A 24842-nucleotide genomic window follows, 5' to 3' on the forward strand; every position below is an offset into this window, starting at 1 on the left:
GTCGGCGGCGAGGCGGCGGGCGACGTGGCCGCCCAGCGCGCCGGTGCCGCCGGTGATCAGGACCGTGCCACGCGGCTTCCACCGCTGCGCCGGCGGGGTGACGGGCGCGCGGACCAGGCGGCGGGCCAGCAGCCCGGACGGCCGGATCGCGAGCTGGTCCTCGGCGTCCACTCCGGACAGTGCGGCGGCGAGCAGCGACGCGGTCGTCGCGGCCGGCTCGGCGGGCAGGTCGAGCAGCCCACCCCAGATGCCGGGCAGTTCCAGGCCGATCACCCGGCCCAGGCCCCACGTCATCGCCTGGGCGGGCGAGATCCCGTCGCCGGTCACGCCGCCGCGGGTCAGCAGCCACAACGGCGTTCCGCTCCCGGCCATCGCCTGGGCCAGCGCGAGGTTCGCGGTGGCGCCGCCGGTTTCGTCGAGGGCCAGCAGCGAAACGACCCCGGCATACCCTTCGGCGCCGGCGAATGCGGAGGTCACGACCGGCTCGGCGCCGTGCGCGGCCAGGGCGGCCGGGACACCGGCGTCGTCGCCGTCCGGGACGACGACCAGCCAGCGCCCGGACAGCTCGGGCGCGGCCGGCGTGGCGACGGGCTTCCACTCGATGCGGTAGCGCCAGGAGTCCACTTCGGACGCGGTGCGGGCTCGGTCGCGCCACCGGGTCAGCGCGGGCAGGACTTCGGCGAGGGTGCTGCCGGGGGCGATGTCGAGGGTGCCCGCGACGGCGTCGAGGTCGAGACCGTCGACGGCGGCCCAGAACGCGGCGTCCACCGGGTCGGCGGCCGCGGTGCCCGCGTCGAGCCAGTAGCGACGGCGCTGGAACGCGTAGGTCGGCAGCTCGACGCGGTGGGCGCCGGGGAACGCGGGCGTCCAGTCCACCGCGACCCCGCGCACGTGCGCCTCGCCGAGCGACCGGAGGAACCGCTCGTAGCCGCCGTCGTCGCGGCGCAGCGACCCGAACGCTTCGACGCCGTCGGTCTCGCCGATCGCCGTGGTCAGCACGGGGTGCGGCGAGGCTTCGACGAACGTGGCGAAGCCCTCCGCGGCGAGCGTGCGCACCGCGACGTCGAGCCGGACGGTCTCCCGGAGGTTCGTGTACCAGTATCCGGCGTCCAGCTCGGCGCCGTCGAGCCAGGTTCCGGTGACGGTCGAGAAGAACGGGATGCCGCCGGTCCGCGGCCGGATCGGGGCGAAGACGTCCAGGAGTTCGGCGCGGAGCTGCTCGACCTGCGCCGAGTGGGACGCGTAGTCGACGGGGATCCGCTTCGCGCGCACGCCGTCCGCCTCGCACGCGGCGATCAAGGCGGCCAACGCGCCGGGTTCGCCGGAGACGACGACGGCGGACGGGCCGTTCACCGCGGCGATCGACAGCCCGTCGGTCAGCCGCGCCTCGACCGCTTCCCGCGGTGCCGCGACGGAGACCATGCCGCCACCCCCGGCCAACGCCAGGATGGCTTTGCTGCGCAAGGCGACCACCCGAGCACCGTCCTCAAGGGACAGTGCGCCCGAGACCACGGCGGCGGCGATCTCACCCTGCGAATGACCCACCACCGCTTCCGGTACGACGCCGAACGAGCGCCACAGCTCCGCCAGCGACACCATCACGGCCCACAACGCGGGCTGGACGACGTCGACACGGGCCAGCGCCTCGGCGTCAGCCAGGACGACGCGCAGCGACCAGTCCACAAAGGACGACAAAGCGACAGCGCACTCGTCGAGCCGCGCCGCGAACGCCGGCGACGACTCCGCCAGGTCCAGGGCCATGCCCGCCCACTGCGCTCCCTGGCCGGGGAACACCAGCGCCGTCCGGCCCGGAACCGCCGTCCCGGTGACCACATTGGACGCCGGAAGCCCCTCGGCCAGCGCGGAAAGCCCGCTGAGCAACGTCGTCCGGTCACCGGTGACGACCGCGCGGTGCGGGAAGCCGGTGCGCGAAGCGACCAGGGAGAATGCGACGTCGGCGATGCTGCCCCCGACCTCCCGGAGGGCGACGGCCTGCGCCTGCAAGGCCTCGGGCGTCTTCGCGGACAGCACCCACGGCACCACCGCGGGCTCGGGCGTGGGCGCGGGGCCGGCGTCTCCCTGCTCCAGGATGACGTGGGCGTTCGTGCCGGAGATGCCGAACGACGAGACCGCCGCCCGGCGCGGCTGCGATCGTTCCCACGGGCGCGGTGAATCGAGCAGCCGTACCGCACCACTTTCCCAGTCCACATGGGACGTCGGCGTCTCGGCGTGCAACGTTCGTGGCAGCACGCCGTGCCGGAGCGCCTGCACGGTCTTGATCACCCCGGCGACGCCCGCCGCCGCCTGGGTGTGGCCGATGTTCGACTTGAGGGAGCCCAGCCACAGCGGTGCCGGCCGGTCCTGGCCGTAGGTGGCCAGGAGGGCCTGCGCCTCGATCGGGTCGCCCAGTGCCGTGCCGGTGCCGTGCGCTTCGACCAGGTCGACGTCCGTTGTGGACAGTCCGGCATCGGCGAGGGCCGCCCGGATGACGCGCTGCTGGGCCGGTCCGCTGGGGGCGCTGAGGCCGTTGGAGGCGCCGTCCTGGTTCAGGGCGCTGCCGCGCAGCACGGCGAGCACCGGGTGGCCGAGGCGCCGCGCGTCGGACAGCCGCTCGACCAGCACCAGACCGGCGCCCTCGGCCATGCCCATGCCGTCGGCTCCGGCGCCGAACGCCTTGCAGCGCCCGTCGGCGGCCAGCCCGCGCTGGCGGCTGAAGGCGGTGAGCGACGACGGCGTCAGCATCACCGCGACCCCGCCGGCGAGGGCCAGGGAGCACTCGCCGCGGCGCAGGGCCTGCGCGGCCAGGTGCAACGCCACCAGCGACGACGAGCAGGCCGCGTCGATGGTCAGCGCCGGTCCCTCCAGCCCGAGCGTGTAGGCGACCCGGCCGGACAGCACGCTGGACACGCTGCCGGTGAGCAGGTGCCCTTCGAGGCCGTCGGGGATCTCCCGCATCCGGGCGTGGTAGTCCTGGTAGTTGGCGCCGACGAAGACGCCCGCGGGCTCGCCGCGCAGCGTGGCCGGGTCGATGCCGGCGTGCTCGATGGTCTCCCACGCGATCTCCAGCAGCAGCCGCTGCTGCGGGTCCATGGCGAGGGCCTCGCGCGGGGAAATCCCGAAGAAGCCGGCGTCGAAGTCGGCGACGTCGTGCAGGAAGCCGCCCTCGCGGACGGTCGACGTGCCCTGCTCGTCGGCGCCGCCGAACAGTTTCGCCAGGTCCCAGCCGCGGTCGGCAGGGAATCCGGAGATGGCGTCACGGCCTTCGGCGACGAGCGTCCACAGGTCGTCCGCCGACCGGACGCCGCCGGGATAGCGGCAGCCCATGCCGATGATGGCGATCGGGTCGTCGGCGGCCGCGGCCCGGGTCACGGCGACCGGCTCGGTGCGGGTGCCGAGCGCCAGGTCACGCAGGTGGACCGCCAGCCGGAGCGGCGTCGGGTGGTCGAAGACGAGCGTCGCGGGCAACCGCAGGCCGGTCGCGGCAGCGATCCGGTTGCGGACGTCGAGCGCGGTCAGGGAGTCGAAGCCGAGGTCGGTGAACGGCCGGTCCGGTTCGACGGCGTCGCCGCTCGCGTGCCCGAGCACCGCGGCGGCCTGCGCGCGGACCAGGTCCAGGAGCACCCGGTCGACGTCGCCGCCGGACAGCCCGGCGAGCTGCTGCGCCAACGGCGTGGACTCCGGAGCCGGAGCTTCCGGCACCTGGCGCACCTGGGGCAGGTCGTCGAACAGTGGCCGGGCGCGGCCGGCCGTGAAGACCGGCAGGAACCGGGCCCAGTCGACGTCGGCGAGCACGGTGAACGTCTCGTCGTGGCCGAGGGTTTCGTGCAGCGCGGTGATCGCCGTGGCCGGGTCCATCAGCGGCAGCCCGCGGCGGGCGAGCTGGCCGGAGTCGACGCCCTCGGACATCCCGCCCTGGCCTTCGATGTCCGTCGGGGCCCAGACGCCCCACGCGATCGACGTCGCGGTCGCGCCGCGGGCCCGGCGCTGCTCGGCCAAGGTGTCGAGGAAGGTGTTGGCGGCGGAGTAGGCCGCGTGGTCGCCGCTGCCCCAGACGCCGGCGATCGAGGAGAACAGCACGAACCGGTCGAGGTCGTCGCCGAGCAGGGCGTCGAGGTGCCGGGCCCCGGCGACCTTCGCCCGGACGACCTCGGCGAACCCCGGCAGGGTCGTCTCGGTCACCGGCAGCAGCTCGACCGTGCCCGCGGCGTGGAAGACCGAACGGACCGGCTCGTCGAGGCCGGTCAGCAGCGCGGCGAGGGCCTCGCGGTCGGCGACGTCGCAGCGCGCCAGGGTGACGCGGGTGCCGAGCGCCTCCAGTTCGGCGGCGAGCTCGCGGGCGCCGGGCGCGTCCGGGCCGCGGCGGCCGGTCAGGACCAGGTGCGGGGCACCTTCCGCGGCGAGCCAGCGGGCGACGTGCGTGCCGAGCGCGCCGGTGCCGCCGGTGACCAGCACCGTGCCTTCGGGCCGCCACGGACGCGGCCGGTCGCTTCGGCCGGCAGGGCGCAGGCGCCGGACGCGGAGGCCGCCCGGACGCACGGCGAGCTGGTCTTCGGCGCCGCGGGCGGCGAGGATCCGGCCCAGCCGGTCGAGTTCGGCCGCGCCGGGTTCCGGGGTGAGGTCGATCAGACCACCCCAGCGGTCGGCGTGTTCCAGCGCGAGGACGCGGCCGAGGCCCCAGAGCAGCGACTGTTCGAGGCCGGGCAGCTCATCGGCGGGCCCGGTCCGGACCGCGCCGCGGGTCAGCACCCACAGCGGCGCGGTGACCCCGGCGTCGCCCAGCGCCTGGGCCAGGACGAGGGTCAGGATCAGCCCGGCCGGGCTTTCCGGGAACCCCGGGTGCGGGCGTTCGTCGGCGGCGAGCAGTGACAGCACGCCGTCGTACGGCCCGGAGAGCCGCTCGGCCAGCGCGGCGCGGTCGTCGGCCGAGCTCAGGACGAGGGTCTCGACGTCGGCGGTGCGGGCGAGGGTGTCCACGACGTCCTGGCCGCCGGTGCCGTCGGCGCGGACGACCAGCCAGCGTCCGGACGGCGACGCGGCGGGCAGGTCCGCGGCCGGCCAGGTGATCCCGTACCGCCAGGAGTCCACAGTGGATTCGGTGGCCCGGCGGCGGCGCCACGCGGCCAGCGCCGGGAGCACCTCGTCCAGGGGCGCGTCGGCGGCGACGCCGAGGGTGCCCGCGAGGTCGTCGCGGTCCACCAGGTCCCAGAATCCCCCGTCGGCGGGCGCTTCGCGTTCGGTGCGCAGCCAGAAGCTTTCCCGCTGGAAGGGGTAGGTGGGCAGGTCCACGCGGTGCGCGCCGGGGAACGCCGGGGTCCAGTCGACCGGGACGCCCGCGCAGTGCGCCTCGCCCAGAGCCCGCTGGAACCGGGCGAGGCCGCCGTCGCCGCGGCGCAGGGTGCCGAGCGCGGTCGCCGTCTCGCCGATGGCCATCGTCAGCACCGGGTGCGGCGAGGCTTCGATGAACGTGCCGAAGCCGCGTTCGGCCAGCGTCCGGACGGCGTCGTCGAGCAGCACGGTGCTGCGGAGGTTGGTGTACCAGTACTCGGCGTCCAGCTCGGCGCCGTCGGCCCAGTCGCCGGTGACGGTGGAGAAGAACCCCGTCTCGGCGGTTCGCGGGGTGATCGGGGCGAGCACGCTCAGGAGTTCGTCACGGATCTCCTCGACCTGCGCGGAGTGCGACGCGTAGTCCACCGGGATCCGCTTGGCACGGATGCCGTCGGCCTCGCACGCCTTGATCAGCTCGGCGAGAGCGTCCGGCGGGCCCGAGACCACCACCGCAGCCGGGCCGTTCACCGCCGCGACCGAGAGGCCTTCGGTCAGCCGCGCCTCGACGGCGTCGAGAGAGGCAGCCACCGAGACCATGCCACCGCGTCCGGCCAAGGCGAGGATCGCCTTGCTGCGCAGAGCGACCACGCGAGCACCGTCCTCAAGGGACAGTGCGCCCGCGACGACGGCCGCCGCGATCTCGCCCTGCGAGTGCCCGACCACCGCGTCGGGCACGACACCGTAGGAGCGCCACAGCTCGGCCAGCGACACCATCACGGCGAACAGCGCGGGCTGCACGACGTCGACCCGGGTCAGCGCTTCAGCGTCGGCCAGGACGTCCCGGAGCGACCAGTCCACCAAGGATTCCAACGCCGCCGCGCACTCGTCCAGACGGGCCGCGAACACCGGTGAGGACGAAGCCAGCTCCAGGGCCATCCCGGCCCACTGCGAGCCCTGGCCGGGGAACACCAGCGCGACCTTGGAAGGTTTCCCGGCCACCCCGGACACCACCGCGTCGCCCGGCGTGCCCGCGGCGACGGCGGCGAGCCCGCGCCGCAGCTCGGCCCGGTCCTGGCCGACCACGACGGCCCGGTGTTCGAACCGGGCCCGCGTCACGGCGAGCGAGTACCCCACCTCGGACAGCCCCGAGTCCACGTCGGACAGAAGCGCCGCCTGCGCACGCAAGGCTTCCGCCGTGCGACCCGACAGGACCCACGGGACGACCGCAGGCACCGGAGCAGCCGGGACGGGTTCGACGGGCGGGGCGGCTTCGAGGATGGCGTGCGCGTTGGTGCCGCTGATGCCGAACGACGACACGGCCGCCCGCCGCGGGTGCTCGCGTTCGGGCCACTCGACGCCGGTGTCCAGCAGCCGCAGCGTGCCCGCCGACCAGTCCACTTCGGACGTCGGACGCCCGGCGTGCTTCGACGCCGGCAGCGTCGCGTGCTGCAGCGCCAGCACCGCCTTCAGCACCCCGGCGACCCCGGCCGCGGCCTGGGTGTGCCCGATGTTGGACTTCACCGACCCCAGCCAGAGCGGCTGTTCCGGCGACCGGCCGCGGCCGTAGGTCTCCAGCAGCGCCTGGGCTTCGATCGGGTCGCCGAGCGGGGTGCCGGTGCCGTGCGCCTCCATCAGGTCGACCTGGCTCGCCGCGACCCGGGCGTTGGCGAGCGCGTCGAGGATGACCCGCTCCTGCGACGGCCCGTTCGGGGCGCTGAGGCCGTTCGACGCGCCGTCGGAGTTGACCGCCGAGCCGCGGACCACCGCGAGCACCGGGTGCCCGTGGCGCTGGGCGTCCGACAGCCGTTCCAGCACCAGCATCCCGGCGCCTTCGGCGGCCCCGAAGCCGTCGGCGTCGGCGGAGAACGGCTTGCACCGGCCGTCCGGCGACAGCGCCCGCTGCCGGCTGAGCTCGATCAGGATGCCCGGCGTCGCCATCACCGTCACCCCGCCGGCCAGCGCCAGCGAGCACTCGTCGCGGCGCAGCGCCTGCACCGCCCAGTGCAGGGCGACCAGCGACGACGAGCACGCGGTGTCGACGGTGACCGCGGGCCCCTCCAGGCCGAGGACGTAGGCGATCCGGCCGGAGGCGACGCTGGTGATCGTGCCCGTGAGCAGGTGCCCCTCGACCGATTCGGGCACCTTGTGCGAGCTCGGCGCGTAGTTCTGCTGCATCGCCCCGACGAAGACGCCGGTGCGGCTGGACTTCAGCGTCCGCGGGTCGATGCCGCCGCGTTCGAGGGCCTCCCACGACGTCTCCAGCAGGAGGCGCTGCTGCGGGTCCATGGCGAGGGCCTCGCGCGGCGAGATGCCGAAGAAGCCGGCGTCGAACCGGTCGGCGTCGTGGAGGAACGCGCCGCCGCGCATGGAGAACGTGCCGGGCCGCGCCGGGTCCGGGTCGTAGAGCGACGCCCAGTCCCGGTTGGCGGGCAGCTCCCCGATGACGTCCTCACCCGCGGACACCAGGCGCCACAACGCTTCCGGCGTCTCGATGCCGCCCGGGAAGCGGCAGCCCATGCCGACGATCGCGATCGGCTCGGTCTCCCGCGCCTCGAAGTCCCGCAACCGCTGCTTGGCCTGGCGCAGGTCCGCCGTGGCCAGCTTCAGGTAGTCGCGGAGCTTGTCCTCGTTCGCCATGTGCCGTCAACTCTCTGCGTTGTCCGCCTGACCCGCCTCAGGACAGGTCGAGCTCCCGATCGAGCAGTGCGAAGATTTCGTCGTCCGACGCCGTGTCGAGCGGCGGGGCACCGGAGCCGTCCGGTTCGCCCGCGCCGTCGAGCCGGAACAGCAGGTCGCGCAGCCGGACCTTGACCCGGCCGTGCAGCGGACCGCCCGGCTCGCCCAGCAGCGCCTCCTCCAGCCGGTCGAGGTCGGCCAGCACGTCGGAGCCCGCGGGGCTCAGCGCGTCCAGGAGGTGCCCGGCCAGCGCGGCCGGGGTCGGGTAGTCGAAGGCCAGGGTGGTGCGCAGCTTCAGCCCGGTCGCCTCGGCGAGCCGGTTGCGCAGCGCCACCGCGGTCAGCGACTCGAAGCCGAGCTCGGTGAAGGTGTCGTCGCCGGCGGCGGTGTCCCGGCCGAGCACCGCGGCGGTGTGCTCGAGGACGAGGTCCAGCAGTAGTTCGGCGCGGGCGGGCCCGGGCAGCGCGGCGACTTTCGCGGCGAACCCGCCGTCGTGCGCGCCACGGCCGGCCGGTGCGGCGTGCGGGGCCCGGACGTACGCCTGCGGCAGCGCACCCAGCACGACGTTCTCGGCGGAGAACACCGGCCGTCCCACCAGGTCGGTGGCCGAAACCGAGACCGAGTCGGGGCCGGTGGCGCGCACCCGGACCCGCAACGCCGGGGCGCCGGCCGTGTGCAGGGCCAGCCCGCTCCAGGAGGACGCGAGCCAGCCGTCGGACTCCGCCGCGGCGGGGAACAGCGCGACCGCCTGCAGCGCGGAGTCCAGCAGGGCGGGGTGGATGCCGTAACCCGCACCGCTGCCGGCCGGCGCCGGCAGCACGACGTCGGCGAACAGCTCGCCGTCGAGCGACCAGGCGCCGGTCAGGCCGCCGAACTCGGGGCCCAGCTCGATGCCGTGCGCGCGCAGGCGGTCCCGGGCGGTGCCGGCGTCCTCGGCGACCGCCCCGGACGGCGGCCAGTCCCGGGGTTCCGGGCCGGCCGCCGAGCCCGCAGTCTCGGCCATGATCCCGGTGGCGTGCCGCGTCCACGGCCCGCCCTGGGCGGCGCCGACCGAGTCCGGCCGGGCGAACACGCCGATCCGGCGCGCCCCGGCGTCGTCGACCGGGCCGATCCGCACCTGCAGGCACAGGGCCTCTTCGGCGAAGACGACCGGCAGGTGCTGAGTGAGCTCCTCGATCCGGGCGCAGCCCAGCTCGGACCCCGCGTGCAGGACGAGTTCGACGAGCACCGACGACGGCAGCACGGTCCGGCCCAGCACGGTGTGCCCGGCCAGCCACGGGTGCTGCGCGGCCGAGAGGCGGCCGGTGAACAGCCAGCCGCCGTCTTCGGCGAGTTCGACGGCCGCGCCGAGCAGCGGGTGCCCGGCGGCCAGCAGGCCGGCGGCCGCGACCGTCGCGTCCGAGCCGGACTCCGGCAAGGCGACCGGTTCGGCCCCGCCGGGGAAGGCCGCGGTCCAGTCGACACTGGCGCCGGAGACGTAGGCCGCGGCGAGCGAGCCGAGGAACGAGCGCGGGCCGTCTTCGCGGCGGCTGATCGTGCCGAGCACGACGGCCCGGCCGTCGAGCGCGTCGACCGTGTCCTGCACCGCGACCGTGAGCACCGGGTGCGGGCTGATTTCCGCGAACACCCCGTGCCCCTCTTCGACGAGCCCGCGGGTGGCTTCGTCGAAACGAACCGGGTTGCGCAGGTTGCGGAACCAGTAGCGGGCGTCGAGCGCGGCGGTGTCGAGGGGGCCTTCGGTCACCGTCGAGTGGAACGGGATCACGGTGGACACCGGGGTCAGCGGGGCGAGGTCGGCCAGCAACCGGTCGCGGATGGCGTCGATGTGCCGCGAGTGGGCCGCGAGCCCGACCGGGATGCGCCGGGCCCGGACGCCCTCGGCGGTCAGGTCGGCCAGCAGGTCCGCCACCGCGGCGGAGTCGCCCGAGACGATCACCCACGAGGGCGCGTTCACCGCGCCGATGTCCAGGCCGTCGCGGCCGGTCAGCCGGGAGCGCACCTCGGCCACCGGCAGCGGCACCGAGATCATGTCGCCGCGGCCGGACAGGGTCGCCTGCGCGCTGCTCCACCGGGCGGCCACGCGCATGCCGTCCTCGCGGGACAGAGCGCCGGTCGCGCAGGCGGCGGCGACCTCGCCGAGGCTGTGCCCGACGACGGCGGCCGGTTCGACGCCGTGCGCGCGCCACAGCGCGGCCAGCGCGACCATCACCGCGAACAGCACCGGCTGCACGATGTCGGCGCCGTCGTCGAGGGTCGGCGCCCCGGGACGGCCCCGGAGGACGTCCACAATGGACCAATCGGCGAAGGGGGCGAGGGCGGCGTCGCAGCGGGCGAGCTCCGCCGCGAACACCGGCGACCAGTCCAGCAGGTCGAGCGCCATGCCCGGCCACTGCGACCCCTGGCCGGGGAAGACGAACACGACCCGCTCGGCGCGCCGGGCGCTGCCGCGCACGACGTCGGGCGGGTTCTGGCCGGCGGCCAGCGTGTCCAGCCCGCGCCGGCCGTCGTCGCGGTCGCCGGCCAGCAGCACGGCCCGGTGCGCCCGGCCGGTGTCCTCGGCGGCGACCGAGCGCGCGAAGGCCTCGAACGGCGTGTCCGGGTGGTCGGCGAGGTACCTCGCGAGGCGGTGGGCCTTCGACCGCAGTCCCGCCTTGCTGTCCGCGGAGACGATCAGCGGCACGACGTCGTGGCCACGGCCGGTGTGCTCGTGCTCGGTGGTCAGGGTCGGGGTGGCCACTCGTTACCTCCCGGGGTCGGGCTCAGGGGAGCCGCACGGAGAACGGGTTCCGGAACACGTCGCCCGGGTCCCACCGCGCCTTGACCGCTTGCAGCCGCGGGTAGTTGTGCTGGTGGTAGAGCTCGTGCCAGGCCAGCCCGGAGGCGTTCCACCGCTCGTCCTGGACGTCGAAGTCCGGGTTGTTCACGTAGGACCCGTTGGTGCGCTCGTCCGGCACCGGCACCCCGCCGGTCCCGGCGTAGACGTCGGCGTAGAACTCGCGCAGCCACGCCAGGTGCGGCTCGGCCTGCTCGGAGGCGTCCCAGTGGGTGGAGTAGACGAGCTTGAGGATGCTGTCCCGCTGGGCGATGGCGGTGTCGGTGGGCGACAGCGCGTTCATCCGCCCGCCGCAGCCGACGAACATCACGCCGGCGCGGTGGTTGCCGTAGTCCTCGCGCAGCAGGTGCGCATACAACTTCGCGGCTTGCTCGTCGGTACAGCGTTTCCGCAGGTCCGCGGCCTTGATCTTGAAGCTCAGCGTGTGGTCGCCGCTGTCGGCGATGCCGCCCCACGACGTCGCGTGCAGCCACGGCAGCTCCTGGCGGCTGCTCAGCGCCGGCGCGACGCCGAGGTCGCGGTGGACCGCGGCGACGTAGTCGTCGAGCAGGCCGGCCGCGTTCGGGGCGGCACTGTCGATCTGTGTCGACATGGCGACGAACTGGGACGCGCGCGTCCCGCACCACAGGCCGCTGTAGAGGTCTTCGTACGGGGAGCCGGGGTCGCTGTGGCGCTCGTACCACTCGCCGTGGTTGCGCAGGAGGCGCGTGAACGCGGTTTCGTCGAGCATGTCCCAGACCCAGACGTCCTGCTGCACCAGCAGCCGCGCGGGCGGGGTGGGCAGGAGTGCCGCGGGGGCGCCGGTCGCGCCGGGGATCCGCAGCCAGTAGCGCGTCACGACTCCGAAGTTGCCGCCGCCCCCGCCGGTGTGCGCCCACCAGAGGTCGTGGTTCTCGTCGCCCGGGTCGCTGGTCGCGACCACCGCGCGGGCGGTGCCGTCGGCGTCGACGACCACCACCTCGACCGCATGCAGGTGGTCGGAGACGTACCCGAACTTCCGCGACAGCGGGCCGTACCCGCCCCCCGCGATGTGCCCGCCGAGGCCGACGCTCGGGCAGGATCCGGCGGGGATCGTGACGCCCCAGCGCTTGTAGAGCGTCCGGTAGGCCTGGCCGACGGTGACACCGGGCTCGACGAAGAAGGCGTCCCGTTCCGCGTCGAAACCGATCCGATTCAGCTCGGACAGGTCGAGGACCACCTGGACGTCCGGCGCGCCGACCATCGCCTCGACGCAGTGACCGCCGCTGCGGACCGCGATCCGCCGTCCCTCGCGCACCGCCGTGCCCACCGCGTCCACCACCTCTTCGGTGGAAGTGGGCACGCGGACGTAGTCGGGCTTGCCGACCCAGCGCTGGTTGACCCCGCGCACGAGATCGGCGTACCGGGCGTCGTCCGGCAGAACGGTCACCGCACCCATCGATCGCCCTCATTCTTCACTTCGGCCATTTCGGCGACGCCGGAAATGGGCATCCCACCCGTCGTCATCGTGGCCGAACACTACGGCGGCGCCGACGGCCACTCCAACCCCTAACCGCCCGGAACCACGGCTTGACCTGGCGTTGCTTAGGGGCGCGTTAGGGGTTACCGGCCCGATCGGCCGCTGCTAGCTTCAGACTGCGGAAATCTTTATTCTGCTCGCACCCAAAAGGCGGACAATCGTGGCCGAACTCCATTCATGGCACCCGATCGACGAGAATGCGGACGACAAGGAAGTAATCATCACGGTTGATTTCACGGTCACCGGGCGTCCGGAGGCGGGGTTCGCCGAGCTCGCGAAGCACCTCGAGACCCCGTACGGGATCTGGGAGAGCCTGCCGCCCGCCATCGGCGACGAGACCGGCATGACCGGCGACGACTACCTCGACCGGTGGACCGCCGAGCTGCGGGCGAGCGGCGCCGAGGTCAAGGCGGTGTTCGGCTATTGCGCGTCCAGCGTGTTCGCGCTCGCCATCGCCGAGCGCATCGCGACCTGGCAGGCGAAGCCGCGGGTGGTCCTGTTCGACCCGACCGCCGCGACCGGGTTCACCGTGCTGCACTACGGCTTCTTCCGCGTGGTGGACGCGCTCGCCGCGGTCCTCACCGAAGACGAGGTGCGGGACGCGCACGCCGCCGGCGAAGCCGCCCAGCGCACCCACGACGACCTCGAGACGCTCACGAAGGAGTTCGTGCGGCTCTACCGCGAGGTCGGTACCACCGCGTTCGAGCGGGTCGAGCTGGACGCCGACCGCGCCGACGAGCTCGTCTCCTGGTTCAGCAGCTACCTGACCTACCTGGTGGCCGCCTCCCAGGTCACCGTCCCCGGCGACCTCGACGGCGTCGCCGTGATCCGCTCCGCCGAACTGCCCGGCGCGCTGGAGATCGGCGCCCGCGAGCTCCGGTTCGACATCGACCACTCCGGGCTGCTCAGCCAGCCGGAGGTCGCGCAGGCCGTCCGCGGCCTGCTCCCCTGACCGCCCCTTTCGGAGAGACCAAGCAGGAGAGCTGATGCCGACGTCACCGACCGGTCTGGGCACCGGCACGGAAAGCCAAGCCGAAGCCGCGCTCGCCGGGCACCCCGGTGTCGCGCGGGCCGGGGTCACCCGCGAACCCGGGACCGGGCGGCTCGTCGCCCACGTCGTGCCGCGGGACCCGGTCGCCGAAGCCGGCGACGACCGCGCGCGCGTCGAGGAGTGGCAGCTCATCTACGAGTGGGTGTACGGCGAACTCCCCGAGTCCGGTGGGCTCGGGGAGAACTTCGTGGGCTGGCACAGCACCTACACCGGGCTGCCGATCGAGCTCGCGCAGATGCGGGAGTGGCGGGACGCGACCGTCGAGCGGATCAGGTCGCTGCGGCCCCGCCGGGTGCTGGAGATCGGCGTCGGCACCGGCCTGCTGATGGCCAAGCTCGCGCCTTCGTGCGAAGAGTACGTGGCCACGGACTTCTCCCCGACCGTGATCGAGACGCTCACCGGCCAGGTCGCGACCGACCCCGCGCTGGCCCACGTGACGCTGCACCACCGCGAGGCCGACGACTTCGCCGGGCTCCCCGCGCACCACTTCGACACGGTGGTGATCAACTCCGTCGTCCAGTACTTCCCCGGCATCGGCTACCTCGCCGACGTCCTGCGCCAGGCCGCCGCGCTGATCGCGCCCGGCGGCGCGGTGTTCGTCGGCGACGTGCGGAACCTGCGGCTGCTGCGTGCCTTCCGCGCCGCGGTGCTGGCCGAGGAGGTGGCCGCGGCGCCGGACACCGCCCGGGAACTGGTCGAGAACAGCGTCCTCGAAGAGAAGGAACTGCTGGTCGACCCGGACTTCTTCCCCGCGCTGGCCGCCACGCTGCCCGGGATCGCCGCGGCCGACGTCCGGCTGAAGCGGGCCCGCCACCACAACGAGCTGAGCCGGCACCGCTACGACGCCGTGCTGCGCAAGGAACCCGCGGAGACCGTCGAACCCGCGCACACGCAGGCCTGGGACCCGGCCGCGCTGGAGACCCTGCTGAGCGACGTCCGGCCGCCGTCCGCGCGGATCACCGGCGTGCCGAACGGCCGGGTCGCGCGGGAGCTGGCCGCGCTGGCGAAGCTCGACACCGGCAGCACGCCGGTCGCGGTGACCGCGCCGGACCCGGAAGACCTCCACGAGATCGGGCGGCGGCGGGGCTACCAGGCCGCGGTGACCTGGTCGGCCGACGGCCCCGGCCTGGTCGACGTCGTCTATACCCGCGACGGCGAGCCGGTGACCGTGCCCGCTTCGGCCGCCATGCCCGGGCTGCCGTTCACCGCCTACGCGAACGCCCCCTCGCGCGCGGCGAAGACGAGCACGTTCGTCGCCGAACTGCGCGCGTACCTGGCCGCGCGGCTGCCCGCCGAGGCCGTTCCGCACGCCTTCGTCACCGTCGAAGACCTCCCCGAAGGGACCGGACATGCCGACCGCTGAGATTCCGGCCACCCGCAAGGAAGAAGGGCTCTGGCTGCTCGAACGGCTGGTGCCCGGCGAAGGCGTCAACAACGTGCCGGGCGTGGCGCTGCGGGTGGCGGGCCGGCTGGACCGGGCCGTCCTCCAGGAGGCCGTCGCGCAGCTGGTGCGCCGGTACGACGCGCTGCGGACGGTGTTCCACGCCGGCGACACGCGGCTCACCAAGTCGGTGCTCGCGTCCTTCCCGCTCCGCCTCGAAGGTGCGGAGGGCACGGAGGTCGAGGCCGGGCTGCGGGAACTGATCACCCGGCCGTTCACCTTGGACGGATCGCCCCTGCTGCGCGTCGGCCTGTACCACGGCCCCGAGCACGACTCGGTCGGCGTGGCCGTGCACCACCTCATCTTCGACGGCACGTCGATGTCGATCTTCCTGGAGGAGCTCGCCGCCGCCTACGACGCGGTGCTCGCCGGGGACCTCCCGGACGCCGGCCCGCCCGTCCCGCTCTGGCCGGAATCCGAACCGAAGCCGGAGAGCCTCGCCTTCTGGCGCGAGCACCTGCGCGACTTCGACGCGGGCGGGCCCGGGTTGTGGTGCGGCGGCCAGGAAAGCGCCCAGCCGACCCTGCGCGGCGAGCAGCTCGTCCGCCCGTTCTCCGCCGCGGCCAAGGACGTCGTCACCGCGCTGCAGAAGGAACTCAAGGCGCCTGACGTCGTCATGCTGCTGGCCGCCTACTACCTGCTGCTGCACGCTCACGGCGCCGGGCCCGACCTCGCCGTCGGCTTCCCGGTGAACGTCCGCAGCCAGCAGGCCCAGCGCGCGATCGGCTACCACGTCAACATCGTGCCGCTGCGCGTGCGGATCGACCCGGCCGAGACGTTCCGGCTGTTCAGCCGCCGGGTGCGGGACCTGTTCTTCGAGGCCATCGCGCACGCGGACGTGCCGATGGACGTCCTCCTGCCGGAGGTCGAGCGCGCCGGTTCGTCCTGGCGCACCACCATGTTCCGGCACGTGTTCAACTACCTGCCCTTCGGCGGGCGAGCGGCCACGAGCCTCGGCGGCGCCCCCGCCGAGGTCGTCGAAATCGACCCCGGGCACAGCAAGTTCGACCTCGAGTTCGTCATCCTGCCTTCGGCGGAGGAGAGCCGCGTCAAGGCGGTCTACGGCGCCGAGGTGCTCGACCGCGGCGAGGTCGAGCTCCTGCTGGAGCGCTACGACGCCCTGCTCGTCGCGGCGGCGAGCGCGCCGGACCGGCCGCTGCGCGAACTGGACGGCTGGGGTGCCACCGACCACGCGGTCCTCGACACCCCCGGCGAGCCTGCCGGGGCGGAGACCGTCCTCACCGCGATCGCCCGCCACGTCTCGGAAAACCCCGGCACGCCCGCGATCGTGACCGGCGAAGGCACGACGTTCTACCGGGATCTCTGGCGCGCCGCTTCGGCGGTCACGACCTTGCTGGCCGACGCCGGGACCGGGCCGGGTGACGTCGTCGCCGTGACCGCCCCGCGCGGCCCTGACCTCGCGGCCGCGATCCTCGGCAGCTGGCTGGCCGGCGCTACCGTCACCACGGATGTCTCCGCGGCGAAATCGGTGCTGGGCGCCGAAGAAATCTCCTACGCCGTCACGGTGGCCGTCGACCCCGACGCTGCGGCCGTGCCCCCGGACAGCGTGGCGCTCCCCGGCGTGACCCACCGGGAACTCGCCGACTCCGTCCGCGCGGTATCGGTGGGTTCCCGGCCGGTGCTGTGGCTTTCGGCCGCCTTCGAGGAACCGCTCCTGGCCCTGGCCAACGGCGTGCCGCTGGTCGTGGCGCCGGACGCGGCCCGCACCGACGGCCACCTGCTGGCCGGCCTGCTCACCCGGCACGACGTCGGCGTCGTGCACGCCACCCCGGCCGTCTGGTCCCGGGTCGTCGAGCAGCTCGGTTCCGCGGCCGGCGGCCGCACCGCGCTGATCGGCGCCGAACCCGCGCCCGGCCCGCTCGTCCGCACCCTGCGCGCCCTCGATGCCGACGTCCACACGGTGTTTTCCTTCGGCGGCCGCTGGGTGCTCGCCGACGGCGTGCCGGTCGCGGGCCTCGACGCCGACGTCGTCGCCCCGGACGGGCGGCGGCTGCCGCTGGGCGTGCGAGGCGAACTGAAGCTGGGCACCGCCACCGGCGTTCTCGCGCACTGGCGCACCGACGGGTCCCTGCACGTCCACGGCCCCTTGGACCGGCAGGTGACGTTCGGCGGCACCCGCGTCGACCTGGCCACGGTCGAGGACGCGCTGACCGCGCACACCGACGTCGTCGCGGCCGCGGTCACCCTGCGGCCCGGCGCGGAAGACCTGGTCGCCGTGGTGCAGGCGCCCGACAAACCGCAGCTCGCCGCCGACCTGGCCCGGCACGCCGAGGCGGTGCTGCCACCCGCGGCACGGCCGGCCTGGTACCTGCGGGTCGACGCGCTGCCCGAGACGGCCGCGCACGAGGTGGACCGGGCGGCGGTCGCCGAGCTGGCCGCTTCGGCCGGGACACCGGCGGAGGCCCCGGCGAAGTCCGTGCCGGACGCCACGACCGAGGCCGTCATGGCGATGTTCCGGCACCTGCTCAAGCGCGACGACGTCACCGAGGACACGAACTTCTTCGCCGGCGGCGGGCATTCGCTGCTGGCCGCCCAGCTCGTCCAGCGGATCCAGAAGCAGACCGGGGTCCGGCTGAAGCTGTCCGCCGCCTTCGCCCACCCGACGCCGGCCGCGCTGGCCGAGCTGATCACCGGGAGCACCCGATGACCCCGTCCGTCAACCCGGCCCCGACCCCGTTCGGGCGGGCCGAAACCATGCACGGCCTGTTCGAGTGGTGTGCCTCCCGGTGGCCCGGCCGCACCGCGCTGCACCACCTCGGCCGGGACGTCACCTACCGGGAGCTGGCGGAACTCGCCGACGCCTACGCGGCCGAACTGCAGGCCCGCGGCGTCGAGCGCGGCTCGATCGTGCCGGTCCTGCTGCCCCGCTCCCCCGAGCTGTTCGCGACGCTGCTGGCGGTGCTCAAGTGCGGTGCCGCCTACGCCGCACTCGACCTGCGGTGGCCGTCGAGCCGGCTGTCGGAGCTGATCGAGCACCTCGGCGGGCCGGTGGTCGCCGCCGAGCGCGGGACCTCGTGGCCGTCGGTGTGGTCACCGCCGGCGCAGCCGATCCTCGGCGCCCGGCCGGCCGCGGTCGACGTCGGCGCCGACGACCCCTGCGCGGTCTTCTTCACCTCCGGGACCACCGGGACGCCGAAGGGCGTGGTCACCGCGCACCGCGGCAACGTCCGGCTGTTCGACGACTGGCTGTTCACCCCGCTGGATTCCGGCGCGGTGATGCCACAGGCCCTGGCCGCGACGTGGGACGCCTTCGGCCTCGACTCCTGGGGCGTGCTGTTCAACGGCGGCACCCTGGTGCTGCTCGAAGACACCCTCGAGCTGGCGACGAAGCTGCGCGACCTGATCGCGATCCACGGCGTCACCACGATCTTCCCGCCCACCGCGGTGTTCCACAGCATGGTCGACAACGACCTCGACGCCTTCGCCGGCCTCCGCGCCGTGGGCACCGGCGGCGAGAAGCTCTCGGCACGGCACGCCGCCCGGTTCCTCGAGGCGTACCCGGACATCCCGCTGTACAACATGTACGGCCCGGTCGAGTCCAGCGTCGCGGCCACCTGCCACCGCGTGCGGCCCGAGGACGGCCCCGAGGTGCCGCTCGGCGTCCCCTTCCCCAACACGCAGGCGTACATCCTCGACGGCGACCGCGTGTGCGACGTCGGCGAGAGCGGCGAAATCGCGTTGGGCGGCCGCGGCCTGGCACTGGGGTACTTCAAGGACGACGAGCTGACCGCGCGGAAGTTCGTCACGATTCCCGGACCGGGGCGCGTCTACCGCACCGGCGACCTCGGACGCTGGACCGCCGACGGCCTGCTCCATTTCGAAGGCCGCGCGGACCGCCAGGTCAAAATCCGCGGCCACCGCATCGAACTCGACGACGTCGAGCAGAACGCCGGGCGCGTGCCGGGCGTCGGCGCGTGCGCGGTGGTGCCGCTGACCGGCGCGGACGGCGCGTACGAAGACCTCTGCCTGTTCTACACCGGCACGCCGGGCGAGGACGAACTGCGGACCCGGCTGGCCGATCGGCTGCCCGGCTACCTCGTGCCCGCGCTGGTGCAGCGGCTGGAACGGTTGCCCGTGCTGGAGGACCGGAAGATCGACCGCCGCGCGCTGGCCGAACTGGCCGCGCGCCTGCGGATGGCGGCCGCGCCGGAGGTGGACTCGCCGCTGTCGGAAACCGAGGCTGCCGTGGCGCGAATCCTGCGCGAGATCATCGGCGTGCCGTCCATCGCCACCGACGTCTCGTTCTTCCGGCAGGGCGGCAACTCGCTCTCCGCCGCCCAGCTGTGCTCGCGGATCAACCGCGATCTCGGCGTCAAACTGCGGATCTCGCAGGTGTTCGAGGCGCCGACCGTGCGTGGCGTGGCCGGGCTGATCACCGCCGGGCAGCCGTCATGACGGTCCAGGACATGACCACCCAGATGCGGGTGCTGTGGACCCTCGGCGAGCTCGGCGACCCCCTGGCGCTGCTGCTGCGCGGCCCGGAGGATCCCTATCCGCTGTACGAACGGATTCGCGCGAAGGGGCCGTTGCACCGCAGCGAGCTCGGCGCGTGGACGACGGTCGACCACGCGACGGCCACGAAGGTGCTGCGGGACCGCCGGTTCGGCGTCCTCAAGTCCGACGGGACGCCGATCAGCCCGGTGATCACGACGTTCGACAACTCGATGCTCGGGGCCGACGGCGCCGACCACGCGCGGCTGCGGAAGCTGGCCACGCCGTTCCTGAGCCCCAAGGCGATCGCCGGGTTCCGCGACCGGCTGACCGCGATCTGCCACGAGCTGCTCGACCGTGCCGGCCCGAGCCGGGAGTTCGACCTGATGACGTCGTTCGCCGACCTCATCCCGGTCACCGTCGTGGCGGCCATCTTCGACATCCCCGAGCCGTTCTTGAGCCGGTACCTCGAGCACGGGCCGAAGTTCGGCACGATCTTCGACGAGATCACGTCCGTCGAGCACATCGCGGACGTCCAGCGGTCCCTGGACGAGCTCGACGCGCTGTTCACCGAGCTGATGGAGCTGCGCCTGGCCCACCCGGGCGACGACGCGATCAGCAAGCTGCTCACCGCCCGCGCCGAGGACCGGCTGTCGACGCACGAGCTCGTGTCGCTGTGCCAGCTGCTCACGCTGGCCGGCGCGGAGTCGACGGTGAACCTCATCGGCGTCGGCGTGAAGACCATGCTGGAGCGGCGTGAGCAGTGGGACAAGCTGGTCGCGGACCCGGACCTGGCACCGCAGGCGGTGCAGGAGTCGCTGCGGTTCGAGGCGCCGGTCCAGCAGTCCAGCCGGGTGTCCACAGTGGACGTCGAGGTCGACGGCACGGTCATCCCCGCGGACACGGCGGTGGTGGTGCTGACGGCGGGCTGCAACCGTGACCCGCGGGTGTGGTCCCTGCCGGACCACTTCGACCTCACCCGCCCGACCACCCCGGACAACCTCTCCTTCTCGGGCGGCTCGCACTACTGCCTGGGCGCGCCCCTGGCCCGCCTGGAGGCGGACGTCGCGTTCCGCGTCCTGGCCACCCGGCTGCCCGACCTCCACCAGACGGGCCCGGCCGACCGCCGCCGCTCGGCGATCATCCGAGGTCTCCGCCACCTACCGGTGACCAACGGCTGACGAGCACGGCGAAACGGCCGGCGCCCCACCCGGGCGCCGGCCGTTCGTCCGTGCTCTCAGCGCACCGCGACGCGGGTGCTCAGCGGCAGGGACGTCGAGGACGAACCCACCTGCACCGCCCGGGTGCCCGCACCGCGCTTCCACGCCTTCGCCGTCACGTCCCAGTAGGACAGCTGGCGGGGGTCGACGTGGATCGTCACCGTCCGGGACGCCCCCGCCGTCAGCGTCACCTTCGCGTAGCCGCCCAGGGCCGTCGGCGGCTGGGGCGCCGTCACCTGCGGGCTCGGGCCGACGAACACCTGGGCCACCTCCGTACCCGTGCGGGTGCCCGTGTTGCGGACGGTCACCTTCACGTCGAGACCGCCGTCGGAGGCGTTCGCCGCCGACAGGCCGCTGTAGGCGAACGTCGTGTACGAAAGACCGAAGCCGAACGGGAACAGCGGGGTCATCTTCTTGTCCGCGTACCAGCGGTAGCCGATGTCGACGCCCTCGGTGTACTTCACCTGGCCGTCCTGGCCCGGGTAGAGCCCGGCGCTGCCGCTGACGAGCGTGTGGGCCTCATCCACCGGGAAGGTCTGGGTCAGCTTGCCCTGCGGGCTGGCGTCGCCGTACAGCAACGCCGTCGTCGCCTCGGCGCCCTTCTGGCCCGGGTACCACATCTCCAGCACCGCCGCCGTCTTCGCCAGCCACGGCATCTTCACGGCGGAGCCGGTGTTCAGCACCACGACCGTGCGCGGGTTGGCCGCCGCGACGGCGTCGATCAGCTCGTCCTGGTAGCCGGGCAGCGAAAGGTCCGGCCGGTCGAGGCCTTCGGAGCTGTCGTCGTAGGCGAACACGACCGGGGTGGTGGCCGCCTTGGCCGCCGTCACCGCCTGGTCGATCTTCGCCTGGGCCGCGGCCGGGGTGATCCAGTGCAGGTTGACCTTCAGCGGGTTGACGAAGTCCGCGAACCCGTACAGCAGCAGCGAGTGCGGCCCCGCGGTCAGGTGCACGGTGATCCCGGTGTAGCCGCCCGCGATCGAGTCGCCGAACAGGCCGCTCGCCGTCCCGTCCACCTGGAGGAACCCGCCGCCGCCGGTCGACTGCAGCTGGATGCTGTAATCGCCTTCGCTCGGCGCGGTGATCGTGCCGTTGTAGAACACGCCCTCCGCGCCGGCGGGCAGGCCGCCGCCCTGGGTGAACGCCGGGGCCAGCGCGCCGGCCGGCACGGCTTCGCCCGCCGGGTCGTAGCCCGGGGTGTAGGTCGTGGTGCTGCCCGCGCGCTGCTTGATCAGGTCCAGCGGGGCGGCCGGCGTCGCGGACGGGAGCACGTGGGAGCTGCCGCCGCCGTTGAGTTTCGGCGTCTTCGCGTTGTAGCCGATCACCGCGATCTTGCCGGACCGCGCGGTGGTCAGCGGCAGCGCCGACTTTTCGTTGCGCAGCAGGACCGCACCCGCCTGGGCGACGTCCTGCGCGGTGGCCGTCAGCCCGGCGAGGTCGCGCGCCGGCCGGGCCGGGCCGTTCAGCAGGTGGAAGCGGTCGAGCTGGCTGAGGATGCGGCCGACGGCGGTGTCCAAAGCGGACTGCGGGATGGTGCCCGCGGTGAGCGCGGCCTTGAGCAGGTCACCGAAGTACGTCCCGCCCGGCATCTCCTGGTCGAGGCCGAGCGGCAGGCTGCCGGGCGCCAGCGACATCCGCCAGTCCGACATCACCCAGCCCTGGAACGCCAGCTGCTCGCGCAGGATCCCGGTCAGCAGGTCGGAGTTCGCGCAGGCGGACGGCCCGTTGAGGTTGTTGTACGAGCACATCACCGCACCGGCGCCGGCCTTGATCGCCGCTTCGAAGCCGGGCAGCTCGACCTCGTGCAGCGTCTGGTCGTCCATCACGACGTCGATCGTTTGCCGGTCGTTCTCCTGGTTGTTCCCGGCGAGGTGCTTGACGACCGGGATGGTGCCCTGGCCGGCGATGCCGCGGACTTCGGCGCCGGCCATCCGGGACGTCAGCAGCGGGTCTTCGCTGAACGTTTCGAAGTTGCGGCCGCCGTAGGGAATCCGGATGGTGTTGACCATCGGCGAGAGCAGGACGTCGGTGCCCAGCGCGCGGGCTTCGCGGCCGACGCCGGCGCCGTAGCGGGTGGCGAGCGACTCGTCGAAAGTGGACGCGAGCGCCACCGGCGCGGGCATCACGACCGACGGCTTGTCCACCCGGACGCCGGCCGAGCCGTCCGCCAGCCGCAGCGACGGGATCCCGAGACGGGGCACGCCGGGCACGTACCCGGCTTCACCGACACTGTTCGGGTCGTCGCCGCCGTGCACCAGGGAAAGCTTCTCGTCGAGGGTCAGCTCGCCGACGAGGCTTTTCACCCTGGGCGAGAACTTCGCGGCCGGATCGGCCGCGGCGGCGGAGGCCGTCAGACCGGACGTCAGCAGCACGCCGGCGAGGACGACCGCGACCGCGCGAGGGCGCGCCCGGAGAAGATCATTACGCATAGTCACCCCAGAAACCCGCGAACGGGTCGCCCCCGCCGCTAGTTGGTCCAATCGTCGACCAACCTAGGTGACTACTGCACGGACCGTAACCCCTGAAGTTTCCGCGCTAATTCCGCGTGACGTCCAGGCTGGCTTCGCCGCCGCGGATCTCCCCGAGGTGCAGGTGGTAGCCCAGGAAGTCCAGATCGACACCCTGGAAGAGCGAAACGCTGATGCCGTTGGACAGGAAGGTCACGGAATTGTTGTCCACCTTCTCGACCGCCAGTTCCTGCCCGCCGAGGTCCACCTTTCCCCCGCTGACGAGGTTGAAGTGGCAGGACCGTTCCGCACACCCCAGATCGATCAGATGATCGCATCCGGCCACCGAAAGAGAAGTGACCACGGCGAACAGGCACACCACAATCGCTCGACGCATTATGATCCCCCTGAAACTATTCGGTATTGCCGTCCGACGGAAGCACGTACGGAATCATGATGGTGATTTCGGTGGGGCCGCCCGGCGGGCTGGAACAGTCCAGGACGCCGTCGAAGGCCGCGATCCGGCGCTGGACGCCGGCGAGGCCGGTGCCGCGGCTCGAGTCGGCGCCGCCCTTGCCGTCGTCGGCGACGACGACCCGCAGCGTGCCCGGCCGGTGGGTGACGCTCACCCGCACGCGCTTGGCGGCCGCGTGCTTGGCCGCGTTGGCCAGCAGTTCGGCCACCGAGAAGTAGACGGCCGACTCCAGGGCCGCGTCCGGGCGGCCGACCAGCCCGACCTCGACGTCGGTGGGCACCGGCGCGTCCATCGCCAGGTCCTCGAGCGCGGCGCCGAGGCCGCGGTCGGCGAGCATCGGCGGCTGGATGCCGTGCACCAGCCCGCGCAGCTCCTGCAGCGCCGCCGCGGACAGCTCCCGCGCGCCGGCCAGCTGCCGCCGGACCTCGTCGAGGTCGGTGTCGAGCAGCATCTCCGCGGTGCCGAGCGAGATGCCGATCGCGATCAGCCGCGCCTGGGCGCCGTCGTGCAGGTCGCGCTCGATCCGCCGCAGCTCGGCGGCCTGGGCGTCGATCGCCGCGGCCCGGGTGGCGAACAACCGCTCCACCCGCCGCGACAGCAGCGCCCGCTCGTCCGGCGCCAGCAGCCACCTCGTCCAGGCTTCGTGCAGGGCGACCGCGCCGGGCGCGGCCACCAGCCCCAGCACGAGCAGCGCCAGCCCGGCGACGACCGTCGCGGCGACGCCGGCCGGGGTGTCGACGGGCAGCGGGAAGTACCACGCCCCGGCCGGGAGGTGCGGCGCGGTCAGCGGCGCGACCAGCAGGAACGCGCCGAAACCGGCGAGCGCGACGGGCACGGCCGCCAGGAGGCCGCCGGTCAGCGGGTTGACCACCAGCCAGGCCAGGTCGCGCCAGGTCGCCGGGTCGGTGAAGAACCAGCGGCCGCGCCGCTGGGCCAGCGAAACCCAGCGGAACTTGTGGAAGTCGTAGCCGTTCCAGTACCAGCCGTTCTCGGTGCGTTCCAGCGCCGGCAACGGCAGGTACGGCGATTCGACGGCCCGGCCGTAGAGGGCCGGCGCGCATTTGCGGGAAAGCACCGGCAGCAGGCGGCAGGCGGGAATGGCCACCAGCACGGTGAGCCCCGCGGCGGCGACGTATTCCGGCAGCCAGAACAGTGCGGGCAACGTGAGAACGCACACCTGCACCGCGGCGAACAGCACGAAAACGACCAGCCGCGCCATTCCGGCGACACCCCGCCGGACGGCCGAGGCGCTGCGCCGCGGAATCGTCGACATCGGCAGATCATACTCGCCACGGGACAGTGTTCCCGGTCGGCTCATCGCGTCCCCCATCGTCTCCAGGGGGCCGGACCGGCCCTCTCGCACTCGAGGTCGGTCCAGTCTGGACGCGCCCCGGAGGGCCGCACAATCGGCCAAGCCCACTCATAGGGGTAGAGGAAGCCATACCCCTATGTTCGGTCTAACAGGCTCACGCCGACCGGGATCG

The 24842-nt window shown here is 73.6% G+C and carries 11 protein-coding genes; 5 read left to right on the top strand and 6 right to left on the bottom strand.

Annotated features, from left to right (window positions below; translation table 11 throughout):
* The 3 genes from ACWEVN_RS16980 to ACWEVN_RS16990 form a co-directional block, all read right to left on the bottom strand.
* Positions 1 to 7902 (bottom strand): type I polyketide synthase (locus tag ACWEVN_RS16980; RefSeq protein ID WP_452051864.1); only part of this gene is annotated, 7902 nt, incomplete at its 3' end.
* A 37-nt stretch (positions 7903 to 7939) separates the two neighbouring features.
* Complete coding sequence (locus tag ACWEVN_RS16985; RefSeq protein ID WP_452051865.1) at positions 7940 to 10678, bottom strand: acyltransferase domain-containing protein; 2739 nt, start codon at positions 10676 to 10678, stop codon at positions 7940 to 7942.
* A 22-nt stretch (positions 10679 to 10700) separates the two neighbouring features.
* Positions 10701 to 12191, bottom strand: a complete 1491-nt coding sequence (locus tag ACWEVN_RS16990; RefSeq protein ID WP_452051866.1) for an FAD-binding oxidoreductase — start codon at positions 12189 to 12191, stop codon at positions 10701 to 10703.
* 241 nt (positions 12192 to 12432) lie between these two features.
* Here ACWEVN_RS16990 and ACWEVN_RS16995 point away from each other — a divergent pair, with 241 nt between their 5' ends.
* Genes ACWEVN_RS16995 through ACWEVN_RS17015 form a run of 5 tightly spaced genes read left to right on the top strand, consistent with a single transcriptional unit; the run spans position 12433 to position 20397 of the window.
* Positions 12433 to 13224 carry a hypothetical protein gene (locus ACWEVN_RS16995; protein WP_449683395.1) on the top strand — a complete coding sequence of 264 codons (792 nt, stop codon included), beginning with the start codon at positions 12433 to 12435 and terminating at the stop codon, positions 13222 to 13224.
* A 34-nt stretch (positions 13225 to 13258) separates the two neighbouring features.
* On the top strand, positions 13259 to 14686 hold the full coding sequence (locus ACWEVN_RS17000) for a methyltransferase (protein WP_452051867.1): 1428 nt from the start codon (positions 13259 to 13261) through the stop codon (positions 14684 to 14686).
* A complete protein-coding gene (locus ACWEVN_RS17005; RefSeq protein WP_452051868.1) occupies positions 14673 to 17432 on the top strand; it encodes a condensation domain-containing protein in 2760 nt (919 codons plus the stop codon). The genes ACWEVN_RS17000 and ACWEVN_RS17005 overlap by 14 nt, the downstream gene beginning before the upstream one ends.
* Positions 17429 to 19180, top strand: coding sequence for a non-ribosomal peptide synthetase (locus tag ACWEVN_RS17010; protein WP_452051869.1), 1752 nt, complete (start codon positions 17429 to 17431; stop codon positions 19178 to 19180). Before ACWEVN_RS17005 ends, ACWEVN_RS17010 begins: the two co-directional genes overlap by 4 nt.
* Positions 19177 to 20397 carry a cytochrome P450 gene (locus tag ACWEVN_RS17015; protein ID WP_452051870.1) on the top strand — a complete coding sequence of 407 codons (1221 nt, stop codon included), beginning with the start codon at positions 19177 to 19179 and terminating at the stop codon, positions 20395 to 20397. Before ACWEVN_RS17010 ends, ACWEVN_RS17015 begins: the two co-directional genes overlap by 4 nt.
* Before the next feature lie 56 nt (positions 20398 to 20453).
* On the opposite strand, the gene ACWEVN_RS17020 is transcribed toward ACWEVN_RS17015, so the two are convergent.
* From ACWEVN_RS17020 to ACWEVN_RS17030, 3 genes are all read right to left on the bottom strand, one after another.
* Complete coding sequence (locus tag ACWEVN_RS17020; RefSeq protein ID WP_452051871.1) at positions 20454 to 22865, bottom strand: beta-glucosidase; 2412 nt, start codon at positions 22863 to 22865, stop codon at positions 20454 to 20456.
* 106 nt (positions 22866 to 22971) lie between these two features.
* The gene (locus tag ACWEVN_RS17025) at positions 22972 to 23262 is read right to left on the bottom strand and encodes a hypothetical protein (RefSeq protein ID WP_452051872.1); all 291 of its coding nucleotides are present in this window, start codon (positions 23260 to 23262) and stop codon (positions 22972 to 22974) included.
* A gap of 34 nt (positions 23263 to 23296) precedes the next feature.
* Positions 23297 to 24631 (bottom strand): histidine kinase, encoded by a 1335-nt coding sequence (locus ACWEVN_RS17030; protein WP_452051873.1) that lies wholly within the window; start codon positions 24629 to 24631, stop codon positions 23297 to 23299.
* Positions 24632 to 24842: the final 211 nt, after the last annotated feature.

The organism is Amycolatopsis sp. NPDC003861, assembly GCF_053605405.1.

Coding starts and splice junctions, on each gene's coding strand:
- ACWEVN_RS16990 (WP_452051866.1), bottom strand. CDS start 12,191: ATGGGTGCGGTGACCGTTCTGCCGGACGACGCCCGGTACGCCGATCTC.
- ACWEVN_RS17000 (WP_452051867.1), top strand. CDS start 13,259: ATGCCGACGTCACCGACCGGTCTGGGCACCGGCACGGAAAGCCAAGCC.
- ACWEVN_RS17005 (WP_452051868.1), top strand. CDS start 14,673: ATGCCGACCGCTGAGATTCCGGCCACCCGCAAGGAAGAAGGGCTCTGG.
- ACWEVN_RS17010 (WP_452051869.1), top strand. CDS start 17,429: ATGACCCCGTCCGTCAACCCGGCCCCGACCCCGTTCGGGCGGGCCGAA.
- ACWEVN_RS17015 (WP_452051870.1), top strand. CDS start 19,177: ATGACGGTCCAGGACATGACCACCCAGATGCGGGTGCTGTGGACCCTC.
- ACWEVN_RS17020 (WP_452051871.1), bottom strand. CDS start 22,865: ATGCGTAATGATCTTCTCCGGGCGCGCCCTCGCGCGGTCGCGGTCGTC.
- ACWEVN_RS17030 (WP_452051873.1), bottom strand. CDS start 24,631: ATGTCGACGATTCCGCGGCGCAGCGCCTCGGCCGTCCGGCGGGGTGTC.